Below are 20,229 nucleotides of genomic sequence, written 5' to 3' on the forward strand. Positions count from 1 at the left end.
GCCCATCCGCGGGGAGTCGTGAGATATCGGTCATTGACAACTGCGGGTTCCATGAGGAACTTTTCTGGAGAACGTTTTCCCAAACCGTTTCCAAGGAGGTGCACAGTGTTCACCCCGATCACCCCGATCGCCGCCGGCGCCAGTCGGTCGCCCCGTGCCGCTGCCGTCCCTCCGGTGACGGTGACGGAGACGGTCACCACCGCCGGCGCCGGGCGTACGAGCCGGCCCGCCCTCCGGTAGCAGCCCTCCTTCGGCGCTCCAGAGATCCGCTTCACCCCCCGTTCCACCCGTTCCGCCTTGAGCAAAGGGGCTCCCGATGGCCAAAAAGATCATCCTCGACTGCGACCCCGGGCACGACGACGCCATCGCGATGCTGCTGGCGCACGGCAACCCGGACATCGACCTGGTCGCCGTCACGACCGTGGTCGGCAACCAGACGCTGGAGAAGGTGACCCGCAACGCCCTGTCCGTGGCGCGCATCGCCGGGATCACCGGCGTGCCCTTCGCCGCCGGCTGCCCGCGGCCGCTGGTGCGGGCCATCGAGACGGCCCCGGACATCCACGGCGAGACCGGTCTGGACGGACCGGAGCTGCCCGAGCCGACCCTCGAGCTGGACCGCCGGCACGCCGTCGACCTCATCATCGACACGGTGATGTCGCACGAGCCCGGCGAGATCACCATCGTCCCGACGGCGGGCCTGACCAACATCGCCCTCGCCGCGCGCAAGGAGCCCCGCATCGTCGAGCGGGTCCGCGAGGTCGTCCTGATGGGCGGCGGCTACCACGAGGGCAACTGGAGCGCGGTCGCCGAGTTCAACATCATCATCGACCCCGAGGCCGCCCACATCGTCTTCAACGAGAGCTGGCCGGTCACCATGGTCGGTCTCGACCTGACGCACCAGGCCCTGGCGACGCCCGAGGTCGCCGAGAAGATCGCCGCGGTCGGCACCAAGCCCGCCAAGTTCGTCGGCGAGCTGCTGGACTTCTTCGGCGCCACCTACAAGGAGGCGCAGGGCTTCGAGCACCCGCCCGTGCACGACCCCTGCGCGGTCGCGTACGTGATCGACCCCTCCGTCATGACGGTGCGCAAGGCTCCCGTGGACGTCGAGCTCAGCGGTGGTCTGACCCTGGGCATGACCGTGACGGACTTCCGCGCCCCGGCCCCGGCCGACTGCCACACCCAGGTCGCGGTCGAGCTCGACCGCGAGCGGTTCTGGGACCTCGTGGTGGACGCCCTCGAGCGGATCGGTGACGTCGAGGCATGAGCGCACCCACCACCACGAGCCGGCCCGACGAGGTGTCGGGCCGCCGCACGACCCGGGTGGGCGTGCTGATGGTCGCGCTCCTCGCGGCCTGTTTCGCCTTCCAGCTCAACGCGAGCATGCTCAGCCCCGCGCTGAAGAACATCGAGGAGAGCTTCGGGGCCAGTTCGGCCGAGATCGGGCTCACCCAGACCGCGTTCTTCACCTCGGCGGCCCTGTTCTCGCTCTTCCTGCCGAGGCTGGGCGACGTCGTCGGCCGGCGCAAGGTCCTGGCCGGCATGCTGGCGCTCATGGCCATCGGCTGTGTCGTCGCCGCACTGGCGCCGAGCGTGCCCGTGCTGTTCGTCGGCCGCATCATCCAGGGTGTGTCCGGCCCGGTCGTCCCCCTCTGCCTGATCATGCTGCGGCAGGAGGTGCGCGAACCGAAGAAGTACGGCACCCTGCTGGGCGTGATCACCGCCGTCAACGGCGGCATCGCCGGTATCGACGCCCTCGCCGGTGGCTACCTCGCCGACAACTACGGCTTCCGGTCGGTCTTCTGGACGATGGCCGTCGTGGCGGTCCTCGCCGCCGTGATGGTCGCCACCCTGACCCCCGAGACCAAGGCGCCCAACGCGGACCGGATGGACTGGCCCGGTGTGGCACTCCTCGTCGTGTCCGTCGGCGCACTGCTCACCGCGCTGAACGAGGCCGGCAAGCTCGCCGACGCCGACTGGCTCCTCGTCGCCGTCCTCATCGTCGTCGGCGCGATCGCCTTCGCCCTGTTCTGGCGGACCGAGGACCGCAGCCCGCACCCGCTGGTCGCCACCCGGCACCTGAAGCAGCGCTCGACCTGGGCGACCCTGCTGACCACCCTGCTCACCATGACGGGCGTGTTCGCCGTCATGAACGGGCTGATCCCGGCACTGGCCCAGGACGGGAACGCCGGGCTCGGCATGGGCGCCGAGCAGTCCGCGTGGTGGACCCTCACCCCGTACGCCCTGGCCGGCCTGGCCATGGGGCCCCTCGCCGGCCGGCTCGCCGCCACCTTCGGGTACGGCCGTGTCCTGCGGCTGGGGCTGATCGGGGCCGTGGCGGGCGTGCTCCTGATGATCCTCACGGTCGACTCCCAGTCCCGCGCCATGCTGCTGCTGACCTCGGTCCTGGTCGGCATCGCCTACGCGGGTGTGGCGAACATCGTGCTCAACGGGCTCGGCATCGTCCTGTCCCCCAAGGAGAACCCGGGCTTCCTGCCCGGTCTCAACGCGGGGGCGTTCAACCTCGGCGCCGGTCTCAGCTTCGCGCTGCTGTACGCGGTCAAGACGGCTGCCCTGCCGGACGATCCCACGTCGCCCGCCGACTACACCGCCGGCATGATCGCCGGAGTGGTCATCCTGGCCGCCGCCTTCGCGACGTCCTTCATGATCCCGAAGCCGGTGGAGGCCGAGGCGCGCGACGACTGAGTCAGCCCTTCCGGTACCGCCGCGACCCGGCGGCGGTCCGGTCCGGTGACCTGACGACGGCCTGCGGCACGGGCCCGGGGATTCCTCCCGGGTTCCGTGCCGCAGGCCGTTCGCCCTCCGGCTCCGTCCCGGCGCGCGCCCGGGGCGCCCGGCACCTCGAACTCGTCCCACATCTTGATACGGGCTGACTGGCACGTGAGATGTTTGAGAACCTTGGAATGTCTGTACCGTACACGCGGCCTTCCTCCGGGGAGGCGCCTGCTGTCGGACGGCCCGTCGGCGGCACACCGCCGGCGTCTGTTCTCCGCCCTCGTGCGAAAGACCGAGAAATGCCCGCACCAGCCACCAGCCCAGCCCCGGCGCCCGTCAACTCGCGGTCCCGTGTCCTCGTCGCGAGCCTCATCGGCACGACGATCGAGTTCTACGACTTCTACATCTACGCGACCGCCGCCGTCCTGGTCTTCCCCGCGCTCTTCTTCCCGAACAGCGACCCGACCACCGCGCTGCTGTCGTCCTTCGCGGTGTTCGGCGCCGCCATGGTCGCCCGTCCGATCGGCGCCGTCGTCTTCGGACACCTCGGCGACCGGCTCGGCCGCAAGGGCACGCTGGTGGCCTCGCTCCTCACCATGGGCATCGCCACGTTCCTCATCGGCGTGCTGCCCACCTACGAGCAGGCCGGCTGGATCGCCACCGCGCTGCTGGTGCTGATGCGGCTCGCCCAGGGCTTCGCGCTGGGCGGCGAGTGGAGCGGCGCCGCGCTGGTCGCCACGGAGAACGCCCCGAAGAACAAGCGCGCCCTCTACGGCACGTTCCCGCAGCTGGGTGCCCCGCTCGGCTTCATCATCGGCAACGGCCTCTTCCTGATCATCGGCGCGCTGCTGCCGTCCGCCGCGGGCGCCGACCCGTCGCAGCCCTCCGAGGCCTTCCTGAGCTGGGGCTGGCGCATCCCGTTCCTGTTCTCGGCCGTGATGGTCGTGATCGGTCTGTGGGTGCGGATGCGTCTGGTCGAGGCACCGGTCTTCGCCAAGACCCAGGAGGCCGGGCTGGTGCGGAAGCTGCCGCTGGCCACCGTCTTCCGCAGCCACTGGCGGCAGTTGGTCCTCGGCACCTTCTTCATGCTGGCCACGTACGTGCTCTTCTACCTGATGACCACGTTCTCGCTGAGCTACGGCCGCACCGCGACGGACGCCGCCGTGCCCGGCCTGGGGTACAGCTACACCACCTTCGTCCTGATGATGATCTTCGGGGTGCTGTTCTTCGCCGCGTTCACCCTGATCTCGGGCCCGCTCGCCGACAAGTACGGCCGCCGCGCCACCCTGATCTGGGTCACCGCCGGAATCCTGGTCTTCGGTCTGGTGTGGGTGCCGCTGATGGGCCTCGGCACGCTCGGTGTGGTGCTGTGGCTGGTGCTCGGCTTCACCCTGATGGGCATGACCTTCGGCCCGATGGGCGCGCTCCTGCCGGAGCTGTTCCCGACGAGCGTGCGCTACACCGGCTCCGGCATCTCGTACAACGTCAGCTCGATCCTGGGCGCGGCCGTCGCCCCGTTCATCGCGGTGGCGCTGTGGGAAGCCGCCGACGGCTCGCCGTGGATGGTCGGCGTCTACCTCTCCGCGATGGCCCTGCTGACCCTGGTCTCGCTGCTGATCGGCAAGGAGACGAAGGACACCGCCCTCGACGAGGGCGAGGCCGCCGCCGACGCCCCCGCCGACCGGGACGGGTCCCCCGCCACCACCGCGGCCCGCTGAGCCGTCCGGCGTTCCACCGCGGCCCCCTTCCCCGGCACAAGGACGAAGGGGGCCGCGGTGTCTTCCCCAGCGCCGCCGTGTGCGAGCCGCTCGCAAGCATGGCCTCGCCCCTTGGGTCAACGCCGCCGAGGGCACCTGCACCGACGCCGAAACCGGCCAGTGGACCGCCCTGGCCCCGCTGTCCCCGTACAGCCGTCACCCCGTACCGCAGCGCGGTCGTGCCCTGCCGTACCGCCCCGAGTTGCCTGCTGAGCAGCCGCGCGCGGGTCGGCCCCTCCCAGCGGAATACTTCACTTTCCTGTGCCCGATCGTCGAGCACATGGTTCGCTCCGCGCCCCAGGACGCGGCATCCCTCGCCGCGACGGTCAAGGAGTTCCGAGAGACCGGAGCCGAGTAAGCAGCATTCCTCCCCACCGGCTCCGGCGTCGACCGGCTGGAGCGACTGCTCGCCGAGTTGGCACCGGGCGGCCTCCGGCCCGGGCACCGGCGTCCGCTGCGGGACACCCATCACGTTTCGGCAACCTGGCTGAAACCCCCTTGACGTTTCTCCGACCTCGCTCTTAACTGCACTAAGTAGTTGGTAGTTACAGCAGTTCACGTGCTGCGGCGCTTTCCGCAGTGTTTTGACAGGCACAGACACAGACCACCTGTCGGTGGCTTCGTCATGCCTGTTTTGTGCTCCCCGTGCCGCCGACGGGTCCTCCTCTAAGGCGGATTCATGGCACAACGTTCGAGCGTCAAGGGTGTCGCCGACGTCGTTGCGCTCATCGACGGGCTGGGCAAGATCACCGGCCGGGCGCAGATCATCTGGCTTCTCGTATTCGGTGGGCTGTTCCTCGACGCCTACTCGAACGCGGCGCTGAGCGCCGGTCTGGGGCCGATGACGTCCCAGATGGAACTCACCAGCACCCAGGTGTCGATCCTCACGGCCACCGCTCCGGCCCTGGCGATCATCTTCAACCCGGTCGGTGGCTGGCTCGCCACCCGCATCGGTCGCGTCACCCCGCTGCTCATCGCCAAGGTGTTCGCGATCGCGGGCGCCCTGCTCGCCGCGTTCGCCGACGACTTCAGCGTCGTCTGGCTCGGCCGAGTCCTGGTGGGTGTCGCGTACGGCATCGACTTCGCGGTCGCCATGGCGCTGCTCGCCGAGTACACGCCCGCGAAGCTGAGCGGTCGGCTGAACCTGTGGCAGGCCGTCTGGTACGTCGCCACCACCAGCAACCTCGCGCTGGCCCTGGTCTTCTTCAACCTGGACGTCGGCGCCGACATCTGGCGCTGGTCGGTCGGCTCGGCCGCGGTCATCGCCGCCCTCCTGCTCCTGGGCCAAGCCCTGATGCTCAAGGAGAGCCCGACCTGGCTGGCCAGCAAGGGCCGGTTGGAGGAGGCGGCGACCAACCTGGACAGGATCTACGGGATCAAGGCCGTCGCCGGCACGCCCGACGAAGCGACCCGTACCGCCGCCGAAGCACCCGCCATCGGGTTCCGCCAGGCCGGGATCCTGTTCAAGGGCGAGTACCTGCCGCGCACGATCCTCTCCTCGGTCATCTCGCTCGGGCAGTCGATGCAGTACTTCGCGGTCGGCTGGTACCTGCCGCTGATCAGCCTGGCGATCTTCGGCCAGAGCTTCGAGAAGGCCACCGTCGGCTCGATGGTCTTCAACGCCGTCGGTATCGTGGGCGGACTGCTGTCCGCGTACTTCGGTCGCCGACTCGGACTGCGGCTCAGCTCCGCCGCCGGTTTCGCCGGGGTCTTCGTGGCCCTGGTGGCGATGGGGCTGACCTTCGAGAAGGTGCCCACGGCCGTGGCGTTCCTCCTGCCGGTGCTGTTCATCCTCTGCCACTCGACGGGCCCCGGCGCCAACGGCAAGTCCATCGCAGCGCTCTCCTACAGCAGCGACATCCGCGCCCTGGGCACCGGTGTCACCGGAATGGTCGGCAGCTTCGGCAGTGTGGTCGGGCTGTACGTGTTCCCTCAGATCAAGGACTCGCTCGGACTCGCCAACACCTTCCTGGTGCTCTCCGCCGTGCCGCTGCTCGGGCTGATCACCTGCCTGGTGATCAAGTGGGACCCGATGAAGGCCGCTTCGCCCGACGAGGTGGCCGGACAGGACCGCAACACCGCCGCGGAACAGCCCGCGACCGTGCGCTGACCCGTCACACCACACGATGGCCCCTCCCCTCCGTTTCCCTCCACCCCTCCGTACGGCTCGCTCGCAAAGCTCGCACTGAAAGGGCTGCAATGACGCAGACGTTCCTCGGCGCCACCCCACGGCGCGGTGTGCTGTCCATCGACGAGGGCACCACGGGCACCCGGGCCGGAGTCGTCCTCGACTCGGGCACCGTCCACGAGGTGTTCTACCGATCGATCGAGGTCAGCCATCCGGACAACCTCTCGGTCGAGCAGGACCCGATGGAGATCTGGACGGCCACCGTCGGGGTGGCGCGCCAGGCCGTCGGCCGGGCCAGGGAGGAGGGCATCGAGATCGCGGCGGTCGCGGTGTCCACACAGCGGGCGACGGCGATGCTGTGGGACCGGGTCACGGGACGGCCGCTGCTGCCGGCCGTGGTGTGGCAGGACCGGCGGTACGCACACGAACTCACCGCGTACGAAGCGGAGTGGGACGCCGCCCTGCTGGCCCGTCAGGGCCGGCCGGTCGGCGCCCGCTCACCGTTCCTCTGGGCCGCCCGGCAGATCGCCGCGCACCCGGAGGTCGCCGAGGCGCACCGGGCGGGGCGGCTGCTCTTCGGCACCGTCGACACCTGGCTGATCTGGCGCCTCACCGGTGGCGCCGTGCACGCCACCACCCCGACCAACGCCGCGTCCACCGGTGGCTACCTGCTGGAGCGGCACGCCTGGGACGAGGAATGGATCGGCCACCTGGGCTTCCCCCTCGACCTGCTGCCGGAACTCCGCTCCGACGACGCCGGATTCGGCACGACCGACCCGGCCGCCCTCGGCATCGCCGTCCCGCTGGCCGCCTCCATGGGCGACCAGCAATCCGCGCTCGTCGCACTCGGCGGTATCGCCGTCGGGCAGGGCATGTGCATGTACGGGACCGGCGCGTTCGTCGACGCGGCGACCGGTACCCGGCCCGCCCTGCCCCGGCCGGACATCTCCGGCGTGGTCGCCCAGCCCGGTCGGCGGCAGGGCGGCATCAGCCACTACAGCCTGGAGGCGTACACCTCCACCGCGGGTTCGGCACTGCGCTGGCTCTGCGACGACCTGGGGCTGTTCGCATCGCCGCAGGAGCTCGGCGAGGAGGCGAGCCGCGTCGCCACCAGGCCGGGCCACACGCCGCACTTCGTCCCGGCGCTGGCCGGGGTCCGTACGCCGGTCTGGCACCCGGATGCCACCGCTTCCCTCACCGGGCTCACCCTCGCCACCACCCGGGCCGACCTCGCACGCGCCGTGCTGGACGGGATCGCGCACTCGGTGTGCGACCTGATCGACGGGGTCGCCGACACCATGGGCACTCCGTTCACCCGGCTCCGGGTCGGCGGCGGCGTCTCCGGCAGCGATCCGCTGATGCGGATCCAGGCCGACCTGGCCGGCCTGCCGCTGGAACGGGTCTCCGACTCCGCCACCGCCAGCCTGCGCGGCACCTCCTATCTGGCCGGGGTCGCCCAGGGCCTGTGGTCCTCACTCGAAGAGGTCGTCGAGGCGCAGCCGCACGGCCAGGTCTTCGAGCCGTCGATCACGGCGGCCGAGCGGACCGAGCAGCGGGCCGCCTGGCGCGACGTGCTGATCGCCCACCTGAACGACCCCGCGCTGCTCCCCCTGCGGGAAGGCGCACCCGAACCTCACACCCCCCACTGACGGCCCCGCCGCATCAGAACACCAGGAGTTGATGTTGTGATCACCATGCCCGCCCGGAAACCGCGGCGCAACGCCGCGGCGACCCGCCGGACGCCCCTGCTCCTAGACCGGGTGGCCCTCAAGCGCCGGCTGGCCGACGACACGTACGACGTGCTCGTCATCGGTGGTGGCATCACCGGGGCGTACGCCGTGCTCGACGCCGCTTCGCGCGGTCTGCGCGCGGCCCTGATCGAGAAGGACGACTTCGCCTCCGGCACCTCGTCGAAGTCGTCGAAGATGGTGCACGGCGGCCTGCGCTACATCGAGCAGGGCAACGTCAACCTGGTCCGCCACTCGCTCCTGGAGCGCCACCGCTTCCGCAAGAACGCCCCGCACCTGGTGCACCGGCTGCCGTTCCTCTTCCCGATCCTGGAGAAGGAGGGCATCTTCGACGCCCGCCTGGCCAAGGGCTTCGAGGGCCTGCTGTGGACGTACGACCTGGTCGGCGGATGGCGGATCGGCAAGCTCCACCAGCGGCTCACCGTTCCCGAGGTCCTCGCCCAGGCGCCGACGTTGCGCGCCGAGAACCTCAAGGGCGGGCTGCTGTACTTCGACGCCCGCACCGACGACGCCCGCCTCGTCCTCACCATCGTCCGCACTGCCGCCGCGCTCGGGGCGACGGTCCTCAACGGAGCCAAGGCCGAGGGCCTGCTGATGCAGACGGGCAAGGTGTCCGGTGCCCGAGTCTCGGCGGACGGCGACACCATCGACATCCGCGCCCGAGCCGTGGTCAACGCCACCGGGGTGTGGACCGACGAGCTGGACGCAAAGGCGGACGACGGCCACAAGCCGCAGGTCCGGCCCGCCAAGGGCGTCCACATCGTGGTGCCGTGGGACAAGGTACGGATCAACTGCACGGTCACCGTGCCGATCCCCGGCCGGGCCCGCCGCGCGACCTGCACCCGCTGGGGCAACACCGTCGTGGTGGGCACCACCGACGAGGACTACCAGGGTTCCCCGGACGACGTGCACTGCACCCGCGAGGAGATGGACTTCCTGCTGGAGGGCGCCAACACCGCCTTCGAGGCGAAGCTCACCCCGGACGACGTGGTCGGCTCCATCGGCGGTCTGCGCCCACTCGTCGGCGGCAAGGAGGGGGCCACCCTCGACATGCGCCGCGACCACCACATCACCATCGGCCGCACCGGCATGGTGACGGTGACCGGCGGCAAGCTCACCACCAGCCGGCACATGGGCGAACTCGTCATCGACAAGGTGATGACGGTCCTCGGCCGCAAGGGGAAGAGCCGCACCACCGACCTCCCGCTCCTCGGCGGCGCCGGTTACGACTCCGAGGCCGTCGCCGCGTCCGGTGGCATCGCAGCGCACCTGGGCGAGCGCTTCGGCACCGAGGCCCGCTTCGTCGGCGACCTCATCCAGGACGACCCGTCGCTGGCCGAGCCGATCGTGGCGGGGCTCCCGTACACCAAGGCCGAGGTCGTGTACGCGGCCCGCGCCGAGCTGGCCCGGTCGGTCGACGACGTCCTCTCCCGCCGCACGCGTGCCCGGCTGTTCGCCCGGGACGCCTCCGTCGACGCCGCCGAGACCGTCGGCGCGATCCTCGGCCGGGAACTGAACCTCACGAAGGCGGAGGTCGAGCGCTCGGTCGCCGAGTACCTCGCAGCCGTCCGTCACGAAAAGTCCGTACTCCTCGAAGGGGCAGCAGCATGATCAGCCGTCAGACCATCACCCACCCGTTCAACCGGGGCAACTACACCGTCGGTGCCCCCAGCTTCGCCAAGTGGGCGCAGAACACCCCGATCGGCGACGGCGAGGCCGCGCTCCAGGTGGACCCGGTCGAGGTGCCCGAGACCGTGGTCGAGGCGCTGCGCGAGGCCGCGCACGCGGTGCACACCTCCCGCGACGAGGTCGTCACCCGGACCCGTGACTGGTGGGCCGGTTCGATGATCGGCGAGACCGAGGGCCGCCCCGCGACCCCGAACGCCGTGATCGTCGAGGCCGCCGACGCCGACCAGGTCGCGGCCGTGCTGCGGATCTGCCACGAGGCCGGCATCCCGGTCACCCCGTCCGCGGGCCGCTCCAACGTCATCGGTGGCGCGCTTCCCGTCTTCGGCGGCGTCGTCCTGGACGTGTGCGGACTGAACCGGATCATCGGCTTCGACGCCGAGTCGAACATCGTGGACGTCCAGGCCGGCATGTTCGGCGACCTCTTCGAGAAGCAGCTCCAGGAGGAGTACGGCGTCACCACCGGCCACTGGCCGTCCGCGTTCGCCATCTCCACCGTCGGCGGCTGGATCGCCTGCCGCGGCGCCGGCCAGCTCTCCACCCGGTACGGAAAGATCGAGGACATGGTCGTCGGCGTCGACGTCGTGCACGCCGACGGCACGCGGGCCACGTACGGCGACTACGCCCGCGCCGCGGTCGGCCCGGACCTGCGCCAGCTGTTCGTCGGCTCCGAGGGCACCCTCGGCGTCATCGTCTCGGCCCGGCTGCGGGTCCACCCGCTGCCGGAGTACGCCTCCGCCGTCGCGTACGGCTTCAAGACCTTCGCGGAGGGCCTGGACGCCTGCCGCAGGATCATGCAGCGCGGCGCCACCCCGGCCGTCCTGCGCCTGTACGACAAGCTGGAGTCGGGCACCCACTTCGGCCACCCGGAGACCAACCTCCTGCTCATCGCCGACGAGGGCGACCCGGCCATCGTCGACGCCTCGATCAAGGTGGCGAAGGAGGTCTGCGAGGAGTACGGCCCCGAACTGGACAGCCAGGCCGTCTTCGAGCGCTGGCTGGACGAGCGGATGCTGGTCGGCAAGTCCGCCGACGGCTTCAAGCCCGGTCCGGGCTTCGTCGCCGACACCCTGGAGATGGCCGCGTCCTGGACCGACCTCCCGGTGATCTACGACGAGGTGGTCGCCGCGATCCAGGCGGTGGACGGCACCCTGGCCGCGTCGGCCCACCAGTCCCACGCGTACACCGACGGCGCCTGCGTCTACTTCTCGCTCCGCGGGAACGTGGCGCCCGAGTCGCGCCGCGACTGGTACCGCGCGGTGTGGGACGCGGCCAACGCCGTGCTCGTCAAGCACGCCGCGGCGCTCAGCCACCACCACGGCTGCGGTCTGCTGCGCGGCCCCTACCTGGAAGAATCCCTCGGGGCGGGCTTCGCGACGTTCGTCGCGGTGAAGAAGGCCCTGGACCCGGCCGGGATCCTCAACCCTGGCAAACTGGGCCTCCCCAGCCGATTCGGTACGTCTCCGCTGAGCTGACCTCAGCAGCCACGAACCCTTCCTCTCCAGGCAGGCCCTTGCCATGATCCCTTCCTCGTCCCGGTCCGGTGCCGCACTCGACCCCCGGCTCGCCTCCGCGTTCGCCGAGGTCCCGGTCGTCGCGTCGGTCGTGGGCACCCAGCCGGTGCGGCAGTTCCTGACCGCACCGGCCAAGGTGTGCATCGTCGCGTCGCTCACGGTGGGGCAGTTGCCCCAGGTCGTGCCGGCGCTGGGCCGGGCGGGGAAGACCGTGTTCGTGAACGTGGACAGCAGCCCCGGTCTGGCACAGGACCGGGGCGCGCTGGAGTTCCTCAAGAACATGGGCGCCCACGGCGTCGTCAGTACCCGGCTGTCGATGACGGAGAAGGGCCGGTCGCTCGGCCTGCTGACGATGATGAAGGTGTTCGTCACCGACCGGTCCAATCTGCGCCGCTCCACGGACGCGATCTCGCGCGGGGCGCCGGACCTGGTCGAAGTCATGCCCGCCCCGATCATCGCCCGGATGAGCGCGCAGGCACAGCGCGCGATGTCCCCGTCGATCGCCGCGGGCTTCGTGGAGACTCCCGCGGACGTGGCACTCGCACTGGCCCTCGGGTCCGTCGCCGCCGCCACCTCCGACCCCCGCCTCTGGCACCTGCGCCGGGACCAGCTGCCGCCGGTCCCGCGCGCCGCGATGAAGAGGCCCGCCGCACCGTCCAAGGAGTAAGTACCCCATGTCATACGTCGTGGTCGCCCGCTACCGCACCAAGGAGGGCGAGGAGAACAACGTCCTCCCCCTGCTCGACACCATGGCCGCCGCCTCCCGGCAGGAGCCCGGCAACCTCGCCTACCGCGTCCACCAGGGCACCGAGGACCCGCGGGCGATCGTGCTGTACGAGGAGTACGTCTCCGAGGCCGACTTCACCGCGCACTGCGCCACCCCGCACTTCCAGGAGATCGTACTCGGCAAGGTCGTCCCGCTGCTGGAGAGCCGTGACGTGTTGCGATGCGTCCCGCGTCCGGAGGCGCGGGCATGAAGACCCGGGCGGTGGTGCTGCGCGGTGTGTCGACGGCCCGCCCCTACTCCGAGACCCGCCCGGTGGAGGTGGAGGAGCTGGAGCTGGGCGCCCCGCGCGAGGGCGAGGTGCTGGTGCGGATCGCCGCCGCCTCGCTCTGCCACTCGGACCTGTCGGTGGTCAACGGCGACCGGGTCCGCCCGCTGCCCATGGCGCTGGGCCACGAGGCGGTGGGCGTCGTCCAGGACACCGGACCGGGCGTCAGCCGGGTCCGTCCCGGTGACCACGTGGCCCTGGTCTTCGTGCCGAGCTGCGGCTTCTGCGCCGACTGCGCGGCGGGCCGACCCGCCCTGTGCGCACAGGCGGCCGCGGCGAACGGATCGGGTGCGCTGCTGCACGGCCCGTCGCTGCTGACCGACGCCTCCGGAGCCCCGGTCCACCACCAGCTGGGCGTCTCCGCGTTCTCCGAACACGCAGTGCTGGCCCAGGAATCGGTGGTGCCGATCCCGAAGGACATCCCGTTCRCGGTGGCGTCGATGTTCGGCTGCGCCGTCCTGACCGGCGCCGGAGCCGTCATCAACACGGCGGCCCTGCGCCCCGGCCAGTCGACGGTGGTGTACGGCCTGGGCGGCGTGGGCCTGTCCGCGGTGCTGGGTGCCCGTGCGGCGGGCGCGTACCCGATCATCGCGGTCGACCCGGTCCGGGAGAAGCGCGAGCTGGCTCTGCAGCTGGGCGCGACTCATGCCTGCGCTCCCGGCGAGGCGATCGAGGAGATTCGCGAACTCACGGGCGGTGGAAGTGAGTTGGCCGTGGAGGCGGTGGGCAGCCCCGAGGTGATGGCGCAGTGCCTGACCGCTGTGGCCCGGGGCGGCAAGGTCGTCTCGGTGGGCCTGCCCGCCCCCGACCGGGTACTGGAGGTTCCGGCCCTGGCGTTCGCGGGCGAGGGCAAGTCCCTGCTGGGCTCGTACATGGGCGACGCGGTCCCGCGCCGTGACATCCCCCGGTTCCTGGACCTGTGGCGGGCCGGTCTGATGCCGGTGGAGCGGATGCACACAGGCACACTGCCCTTGGCCGACATCAACGCGGCGATGGAGGAGCTGGCTTCGGGCCGGGCGATCCGCCAGGTCATCGACGCCTCGGGCATGCTGGGCGTCTGACGCGGCCTGCCGGGCCCGGCCGATGGCGCTCCTCCCGGTCACGGGAGGGGCGCCATCGGTGTCTTCCCGGTCCTGCGCGTCGCCGCCCGCGGTCGTGAGTACGTGATGGATGTCGTCCAGGGCGTCCTCCTCCAGCACCGGCGCTCGTGACAGTCTGCGCTCAAGCCACTCACTGTTCGTCATAACCGCTGCTCACCCCCTCTTCGAGATACCAGCTGCATCCCAGAGGAGAGTGCGAGTCCTCCGGGAGAACGACGTCCTGTCCCTCTCGGACGAGGCCCGGTCCGTGTGAGGTTCTGGCCCGAGGTGGGCAACCTGGAGGAGGGCTCCCTAAAGTGCGGTGCATGTCACCGGTATCACGTCCACGCAAGTCGAAGAAGGCCAAGCGCTCGAAGGGGGGCGGTGCGGGCGGGGCCGCCGTGTCCCGCGGCGCGGACCAGCCGTTCGGCGGCGCTCTGCTGCCCGGGCAGCGGTCGGCTCTGGCCGCACTCGCCCAGGGCCTCGGGCATGACCGGGAGAAGGCCGACTGGTACGCCGAGTCGAGTGCTCGCGTGCTTGACGAGGCGGGGGTGCTTCTCGGAGCCGACGGGCCACGTGAGGTGGAGGACGCGACGGCTGTGCTGCTGGGTGCCCGGCTCCATGAGCGTGTGCACGGCGATGTCGGTGGCCTGTGGTTCAGTGCCTGGTTCGAGCAGCTCGCGCAGGCCGCGGCCGAACAGGTCCGGGCCGGCCTGGAGGGGGACGGCGGCGCGTGGGAGGCGCCCTGGCGACTGCTGCACGGTATGGCGTCGATCGGAACTCCCGACCTGTGCGCGGTGGCCCTTCGGATGATGAACGGCGTGCGGAAACAGGTCCGTGGGGCGGTGCGACCGCCCGACTGGTTGCGGTTGCTGCCCAAGCCGACCGCGACGGGCGAGGTCCGGCTGCTGAGGGACCCCTGTCTGCCGCGGATCGGGGTGATGGCGGAGTTCGCCTATCCCGGTGGGGTCGACCGCCATGTCTATCTGTGGGACGTCGATGCCTGCGAGATCCCGTGCCTGGCCGGTGGTGGCACCCATGAGGACTTCGCGCAGGCGGCTGCGGCCTGGCGGTCGGCCGTCGGCGACACGGCCGGACAGCGCGCACCGCACGTACCCGATCAGGCGGATCTGCAATGCCTCGTCCAGCTGGATCTCGGCGAGGAGATGCTGCGGGGCACGGAGAACCGCGGTCGGCTGGACGAGTGGTACCGCGTCGGCCGCCGCCGGTACGACCTGGACCGCGCCCTGCGCAAGCGCGGGCAGGGGCTTCCGCCCCGCCAGTCGCTGTACACGGGCGTCGAGACGCAGTGGGCTGAGGAAGCGTTCGGTGAGTGGTACGCCGAGCGGAACGGCGGACGGCGCCCCGAGCCGGAGGGAGCGGCCGCGCTCGCCGAGGAATGGCTGGAGGGAGCTCTGCCGGGCACCGAACTGCAGCCGTCCCCCCACCGGGTGCAGCACCAGTACGCCCTGATCCACGACTGGAGGCCCGACCACCCCGTCACCGCGTCGGCGCATGCCCTCTTCCCGGACTGGGTCCGCTTCCTGGCCGAGCGCGGAGGCTACCCGGAGGCCCTCGCCGAACGGGCCGCCACGACCGCGACGACCGGCGAACGCACCCCGGCGGACTGCCCGATCGAGGACTTCAGCGGCTTGGAGGGAGCACCGGACAGGCCGCGCTCGGCGGAGTGACGGCCCGCCCTGCCGCCGGCCGGGGCGAGTTCCGTGGCGCCGGACCACAAGGTGGTGATGAGCGGCGGCAGCCACGGCAGCAGCACCGCGTCGGGCAACCGCCCGAACGAGTTCGACACCGCCTCCACGACCACGTCCGCCCACCCCGGTACCGGCTCCGGCGCGTGGACGAAGCCGCGGAGGTGACGGGGGCAGGCGGGCACCACCAGCGGATGGTCCGACAGTGCGTCGCACCGGCTCCGCAGTCCGGCCCGGGCGACGTGCCGAGCTGCACCTGCGCCGCCCACAGCAGGGCAGTCTTCGACGGTCCTCGGGGTGGGACCGGGGGCTCCACAGGCTGAGTCTTTCTGCAGGATGCGCAGAGAGACTCCTGACCTTCGTGGATGTTCCGTAGGCACGCACAGGGGCGACCAGCCGGGGTCAGTTGCGTGAGGTGGTTTCCCGGACCCAGGGCAGCGCGAACCGCTCCATCAGCACCAATGCGAAGTAGAACAATATGCTCATCAGTCCGATCAGGATGATCGCCACCCAGGCAGTGGCGACGTCGCCGACCCCGCCGGCCTGCACGATCAGATAGCCCAGCCCGCTCTCACCGGCCTGGAACTCGCCGATGACCGCGCCGATCGCGGCGAGTGGCATGGCCACCTTCAGCCCGACGAAGATCTGCGGCAGCGCGGCGGGCAGCCGTACCTTCCGGAACGCCTGCCAGCGCGAGGCGTCCAGTGAGCGCGCCAGCTCGGCCAGGTCCGCTGGGGTCGACGTGAGGCCGGTCGCGGTGGAGAGCACGATCGGGAAGAAGCAGAGCAGAAAGACCATGGTCAGGACCGGCTTTTGCCCCCAGCCGAGCGCCCCCACGAGCAGCGGCCCGAGCGCGATCTTCGGAACAGCGTTGACGGCGACCAGCAGCGGCGTGAACATCCGCTCCAACAACGGCGAGCCGGCCAGTGAAAGCCCGATCAGAACTCCGCAGGCGGTGGAGAGCGCGAAGCCTGCAAGCGTCTCCACCGTGGTGTCGCCGGTGTGCTCCAGGAACCGGGCCGGGGCTGCTGTGAACGCTGAGAGCACGGCACCGGGCGGAGGCAGCACCGCCGGGTGGACCGCCTTCAGCACCGACGTGAGCAGCCACCATCCGCCGAGGGCGACCAGCAGCCCGGCCGTGGGCAGCAGCACGGTGCCGGTACCCGCCCCGCGCTGCAGGCCAGATCGCGGCACCGGCTCCGGGCCCGCCGCTGAGGTCTGCCGCGGCGGCGAGAGTTCGGTCATCCCATCCTCCTGGGGCCGCCCGGCACCTCCTCATACCCGGACCGCTCAGCGCGGAGTCGGGGCGGCAGTGTCGATGCTCCCCGCCGGTCACCGACGGGGAGCACACGTTCGGGCAAACAGTGTGATCAGGCTTTCGGTACGAGGTCGAAGTCGATGATCTGCTCAGGAGTCATGCCCTGCGGCAGCGCACCCGCGTCCTGCAGGATCGCGATGCTTTTCGCAACCCGCCCGGAGTCCAGCGTTCCGACAGCGGACTTGGAACCGTCAGGCGCGACGTACGCGGCCATCAGGTTCAACTCGGCTGCCGCAGCAGCCGGGTCCGCGGCGTCCACGTTCCGCTTCAGGATCTCGGCGGCCTCCTTCGAGTTGGCCAGGCTGTACTCCAGGCCCTTGAGCAGCGCAGTGGCGAACCGCTTCACCATCTCCGGCTTCTGCTCGGCGATCTTCGTCGAGGTGATCAGTGCGTTTCCGTAGAGATCGGGCATCACGTCGCTGTACGGCAGGAGGACGGCCTTCTTCTCGGTCACCGCCTCGATGGTCGGCTTGCCCACCACGAACTGGCCGATGCCGTCCACCGAGCCGCTGGCGAGCGTGCCCATCAGGGTCTGCGCGTCGCCGTTGACCCAGGTCACCTTGCCGGCGTCCATCCCGGACAGCCGGGCGTACGTCGGGAAGAGGTTGCGTACGACGGAGCCGGGTGTGTCGGCGAGACGCTTGCCCTCGAGGTCCTTCGGGGAGGCGATGCCCTCGCCCTGGGTGGTGGCGATCGCGGCCATGGTGCGCTGCTGGATGGCGGCCACCGCGACGAAGTCCTTCACCTGGCCGCTGCCCATCTGCAGCAGACCGCCCGTCAGGTCGATCGGGCCGAACTGCGCCTGACCGCTCACGACGGCCGAGATCACGCCGCCGGTGCCCTGGCCTGGCTTGATCTCCACGTCGAAGCCGGCCTCCTCGAAGAACCCCTTGTCCTTCGCGACCCAGGCGTACGCGTCCCGGCCGAAGTTGCCGAACGAGGTCAGGTAGGTCACCTTCTCCAACTCCGTGCCGTCCGCACCGGCAGCCGTGTCGGAGTCAGATCCGCCGCATCCCGACACAAGCGCCAGCGCCATGGCCAGGGCCATCGCGGCGACCGTACGGGCGAGTCTGTTCATGTGCACCGTGTCGTCCTTTCCGACCGCTGACCTGCGTCGGCGGAGGGGATCGTCGAGACAGAACGGCGTAACGTAACCGCCGGGGTACATGACACTTCGCGCGAGTGACAGCGTACGAGACCCCCGCCTGTGTGACACCAGGTGCGAAGAAAATGCTGACAGGACGACAGGTACCGCTGGGCCGCCTGGTCCGGCTAACCTGACCGGGGGTTACGAACCGGCCGGCATTGTTCGTCGCCAGTGGATGGGGGAGACCGCCGGATGATCAGACTCACCGGTGCATCCCGGACCTTCACCGGCCGGTCCGGTTCCACGGTGGCGCTCCAGGGCGTCGATCTCCACATCGCCGAGGGCGAGTTCGTGGCGGTGGTGGGCCGGTCCGGGTGCGGCAAGTCCACACTGCTCCGGCTGATCGCCGGACTGCTGCCGGTCTCCGAGGGTGAGATCACCATCGGCGGTGAACGAGTCACCGGAGCCCGGCGGGACGTCGCCATGCTGTTCCAGCGGCCGGCCCTGCTGCCCTGGCGGTCCGTTCTCGACAACGTCCTGCTGCCCGTGGAGATCTTCGGCTGGCGCAAGGCCGAGCACCGGGTCCGGGCGCACCGGCTCCTGGAGACAGCCGGCCTGGGCGGCTTCGAGGAGCACCGGCCGCACGAGCTCTCCGGCGGTATGCAGCAGCGTGTCTCGCTGTGCCGGTCGCTGATCGGCGAGCCCCGCGTGCTGCTCATGGACGAGCCGTTCTCCGCGCTCGACGCGCTCACCCGCGCGGAACTCGCGGCGGAGCTGCAGAGGGTCCACATGGAGAACTCCGCCACCGTCGTCTTTGTCACCCACTCGATAGACGAGGCCGTGCTGCTCGCCGACCGTGTGGTGGTGCTCAGCCCGCGCCCGGGCCGGATACGCAAGGTGGTCGACATCGACATCCCCCGGCCGAGGACGCTGGGCCGTACCGCGCATCTCGGCGAAGTGGCCCGGTGCAGCGCCGACCTGCACGAACTGCTGATGGAACGGGACATGTCGGCGCCGGCCGGAGTGGAAGGACGATGACCGTGCGGATCTGCGTCTTCACCGAGCCGCACCGCGGCGCCGACTACGACGATCAGCTGCGCTTCGTACGACTCGTCGAGGACGGCGGGTTCGAGGGTTTCTTCCGGGCCGACCACTACCAGGCGATGGGCGCCGATCCCGGGCTGCCCGGCCCCACCGACGCGTGGCTGACGCTGGGTGCGCTCGCCCGGGAGACCTCCCGGATCCGGCTGGGCACCCTGGTCACCTCGGCCACCTTCCGGCTGCCCGGCCCGCTGGCCGTGATGGTGGCACAGGTCGACCGGATGAGCGGCGGACGGGTGGAGCTGGGCGTCGGCGCCGGCTGGTACGAACGGGAGCACACCTCGTACGGCATTCCGTTCCCGGCCGTCGGGGAGCGCTTCGACCGGCTGGAGGAGCAGCTGGCGGTGATCACTGGCCTGTGGCGGACACCGATCGGCGAGAGTTTCAGCCACCACGGCGACCACTACCAACTGGTCGACGCGCCCGCCCTGCCGAAACCGGTGCAGGTGCCGGGGCCGCCGATCATCGTCGGGGGTCGTGGCGCCAAGCGCACCCCGGCGCTAGCCGCCCGGTACGCCGACGAGTTCAACATGCCCTTCAAGTCGGTGGCAGAGACGGCACAGGCGTACCAGCGGGTGGCCGAGGCGTGCGACCGGACCGGTCGGGCCGACGCCGGTCGGCCACCGCTGGTGCTCTCGGCCGGTGTCGTGGTCGCGATCGGCCGTACCGACGCGGAGGCGCGGCGGCGGGCCGCCCCGCTGCACGTCAAGAGCGCGCTGCCGCCGGAGGATCCGGTGGTCGGATCCCCGGCCCAGCTCGTCGAGCGGCTCGGCGAGTTCGCCGCGATCGGCGCGAGCCGGCTCCATCTGCGACTGACCGACCTCACTGACCTCGACCACCTGGAGCTCATCGCGAGTGAGGTGCTCCCGCAGTTGGCGGACGTGAAAACCGGGGCACCCTGTAGCACTCTCAGCGTTTCAGCCAGGTCCGCCTTCGATGGGCCGAGCTGAGTGGGATCAAGCGCCAAGGCCCTGCACGTACTCCTCGAGGAGCACCGATTCCGCAAGAACGATGCGCTGATGCCCCCGGAACGGTTCCGGAGCGCTTCGTGTACTTCCCGGCTGATCCGGGTCCCGTCCGCCCTGTAGTGCATGAGTACGCTCCGGGAGCGGCCGGACAACCTGCCCGTCGTCGTGATGAAGAAGATGGGTGCCGGCCGGCCGAGGCCGGCCCGGACGCCGGGAGGCGTTGCCCTGCTCCTGAGCCGCGATCAGAACCACGGAGTTCGCAGCGCCGGCTGTGGACGCAGCACAGCCGTCTCGTGCGGTCAGTGCGTACACCAGCGCCCGAGGTGCCGACCTGCTCGCCTGCGGCGTG

16 protein-coding genes and 1 pseudogene are annotated in these 20,229 nt (G+C 70.7%); 14 read left to right on the top strand and 3 right to left on the bottom strand.

The window, feature by feature from the left end; translation table 11 throughout:
* Positions 1–316 precede the first annotated feature (316 nt).
* From DIZ27_RS19020 to DIZ27_RS19075, 12 genes are all read left to right on the top strand, one after another.
* A complete protein-coding gene (locus tag DIZ27_RS19020) occupies positions 317–1,264 on the top strand; it encodes a nucleoside hydrolase (RefSeq protein WP_109379629.1) in 948 nt (315 codons plus the stop codon).
* Entirely contained in the window at positions 1,261–2,703 is a 1,443-nt protein-coding gene (locus DIZ27_RS19025; RefSeq protein ID WP_109379630.1) for an MFS transporter, read from the top strand. The genes DIZ27_RS19020 and DIZ27_RS19025 overlap by 4 nt, the downstream gene beginning before the upstream one ends.
* Positions 2,704–3,032: 329 nt before the next feature.
* Positions 3,033–4,451, top strand: coding sequence for an MFS transporter (locus DIZ27_RS19030; protein ID WP_109379631.1), 1,419 nt, complete (start codon positions 3,033–3,035; stop codon positions 4,449–4,451).
* A 79-nt stretch (positions 4,452–4,530) separates the two neighbouring features.
* Positions 4,531–4,848, top strand: coding sequence for a hypothetical protein (locus DIZ27_RS48450; RefSeq protein WP_181383590.1), 318 nt, complete (start codon positions 4,531–4,533; stop codon positions 4,846–4,848).
* A 321-nt stretch (positions 4,849–5,169) separates the two neighbouring features.
* A complete protein-coding gene (locus DIZ27_RS19040) occupies positions 5,170–6,600 on the top strand; it encodes an MFS transporter (protein WP_109379632.1) in 1,431 nt (476 codons plus the stop codon).
* Positions 6,601–6,689: 89 nt separating this feature from the next.
* Positions 6,690–8,267: an FGGY family carbohydrate kinase gene (locus tag DIZ27_RS19045; RefSeq protein ID WP_109379633.1), complete on the top strand. Its 1,578-nt coding sequence runs from the start codon at positions 6,690–6,692 to the stop codon at positions 8,265–8,267.
* Positions 8,268–8,303: 36 nt separating this feature from the next.
* Positions 8,304–9,977, top strand: a complete 1,674-nt coding sequence (locus tag DIZ27_RS19050) for a glycerol-3-phosphate dehydrogenase/oxidase (protein ID WP_109379634.1) — start codon at positions 8,304–8,306, stop codon at positions 9,975–9,977.
* A complete protein-coding gene (locus tag DIZ27_RS19055) occupies positions 9,974–11,527 on the top strand; it encodes an FAD-binding oxidoreductase (RefSeq protein WP_109379635.1) in 1,554 nt (517 codons plus the stop codon). The genes DIZ27_RS19050 and DIZ27_RS19055 overlap by 4 nt, the downstream gene beginning before the upstream one ends.
* A 46-nt stretch (positions 11,528–11,573) precedes the next feature.
* On the top strand, positions 11,574–12,233 hold the full coding sequence (locus DIZ27_RS19060; protein ID WP_109379679.1) for a glycerol-3-phosphate responsive antiterminator: 660 nt from the start codon (positions 11,574–11,576) through the stop codon (positions 12,231–12,233).
* Positions 12,234–12,240: 7 nt separating this feature from the next.
* On the top strand, positions 12,241–12,543 hold the full coding sequence (locus DIZ27_RS19065) for a putative quinol monooxygenase (RefSeq protein ID WP_109379636.1): 303 nt from the start codon (positions 12,241–12,243) through the stop codon (positions 12,541–12,543).
* A complete protein-coding gene (locus tag DIZ27_RS19070) occupies positions 12,540–13,679 on the top strand; it encodes a zinc-binding dehydrogenase (RefSeq protein WP_109379680.1) in 1,140 nt (379 codons plus the stop codon). Before DIZ27_RS19065 ends, DIZ27_RS19070 begins: the two co-directional genes overlap by 4 nt.
* 344 nt (positions 13,680–14,023) lie before the next feature.
* Entirely contained in the window at positions 14,024–15,388 is a 1,365-nt protein-coding gene (locus tag DIZ27_RS19075) for a hypothetical protein (RefSeq protein WP_109379637.1), read from the top strand.
* Between the two features lie 20 nt (positions 15,389–15,408).
* On the opposite strand, the pseudogene DIZ27_RS47160 reads toward DIZ27_RS19075, so the two are convergent.
* From DIZ27_RS47160 to DIZ27_RS19090, 3 genes and pseudogenes are all read right to left on the bottom strand, one after another.
* Positions 15,409–15,704: pseudogene (locus DIZ27_RS47160) on the bottom strand (hypothetical protein); the annotation flags it as partial.
* 104 nt (positions 15,705–15,808) lie between these two features.
* Positions 15,809–16,558 carry an ABC transporter permease gene (locus DIZ27_RS19085; protein WP_258308446.1) on the bottom strand — a complete coding sequence of 250 codons (750 nt, stop codon included), beginning with the start codon at positions 16,556–16,558 and terminating at the stop codon, positions 15,809–15,811.
* 218 nt (positions 16,559–16,776) lie between these two features.
* Entirely contained in the window at positions 16,777–17,802 is a 1,026-nt protein-coding gene (locus DIZ27_RS19090; RefSeq protein WP_109379639.1) for an ABC transporter substrate-binding protein, read from the bottom strand.
* Positions 17,803–18,063: 261 nt separating this feature from the next.
* On the opposite strand from DIZ27_RS19090, the gene DIZ27_RS19095 reads away from it, so the two are divergent.
* Positions 18,064–18,849 carry an ABC transporter ATP-binding protein gene (locus tag DIZ27_RS19095; protein WP_109379640.1) on the top strand — a complete coding sequence of 262 codons (786 nt, stop codon included), beginning with the start codon at positions 18,064–18,066 and terminating at the stop codon, positions 18,847–18,849.
* 2 nt (positions 18,850–18,851) lie between these two features.
* A complete protein-coding gene (locus DIZ27_RS19100) occupies positions 18,852–19,862 on the top strand; it encodes an LLM class F420-dependent oxidoreductase (protein ID WP_109379681.1) in 1,011 nt (336 codons plus the stop codon).
* The last annotated feature ends 367 nt before the right edge of the window (positions 19,863–20,229 follow it).

Source organism: Streptomyces sp. NWU339 (assembly GCF_003143855.1).
GTDB lineage: Bacteria > Actinomycetota > Actinomycetes > Streptomycetales > Streptomycetaceae > Streptomyces.

Excerpts from the sequence above, each read along its gene's own strand:
- DIZ27_RS19095 (WP_109379640.1), top strand. The coding sequence starts at position 18,064 with ATGATCAGACTCACCGGTGCATCCCGGACCTTCACCGGCCGGTCCGGT.
- DIZ27_RS19055 (WP_109379635.1), top strand. The coding sequence starts at position 9,974 with ATGATCAGCCGTCAGACCATCACCCACCCGTTCAACCGGGGCAACTAC.
- DIZ27_RS19045 (WP_109379633.1), top strand. The coding sequence starts at position 6,690 with ATGACGCAGACGTTCCTCGGCGCCACCCCACGGCGCGGTGTGCTGTCC.
- DIZ27_RS19020 (WP_109379629.1), top strand. The coding sequence starts at position 317 with ATGGCCAAAAAGATCATCCTCGACTGCGACCCCGGGCACGACGACGCC.
- DIZ27_RS19030 (WP_109379631.1), top strand. The coding sequence starts at position 3,033 with ATGCCCGCACCAGCCACCAGCCCAGCCCCGGCGCCCGTCAACTCGCGG.
- DIZ27_RS19025 (WP_109379630.1), top strand. The coding sequence starts at position 1,261 with ATGAGCGCACCCACCACCACGAGCCGGCCCGACGAGGTGTCGGGCCGC.
- DIZ27_RS19065 (WP_109379636.1), top strand. The coding sequence starts at position 12,241 with ATGTCATACGTCGTGGTCGCCCGCTACCGCACCAAGGAGGGCGAGGAG.
- DIZ27_RS19075 (WP_109379637.1), top strand. The coding sequence starts at position 14,024 with ATGTCACCGGTATCACGTCCACGCAAGTCGAAGAAGGCCAAGCGCTCG.
- DIZ27_RS19090 (WP_109379639.1), bottom strand. The coding sequence starts at position 17,802 with ATGAACAGACTCGCCCGTACGGTCGCCGCGATGGCCCTGGCCATGGCG.
- DIZ27_RS19040 (WP_109379632.1), top strand. The coding sequence starts at position 5,170 with ATGGCACAACGTTCGAGCGTCAAGGGTGTCGCCGACGTCGTTGCGCTC.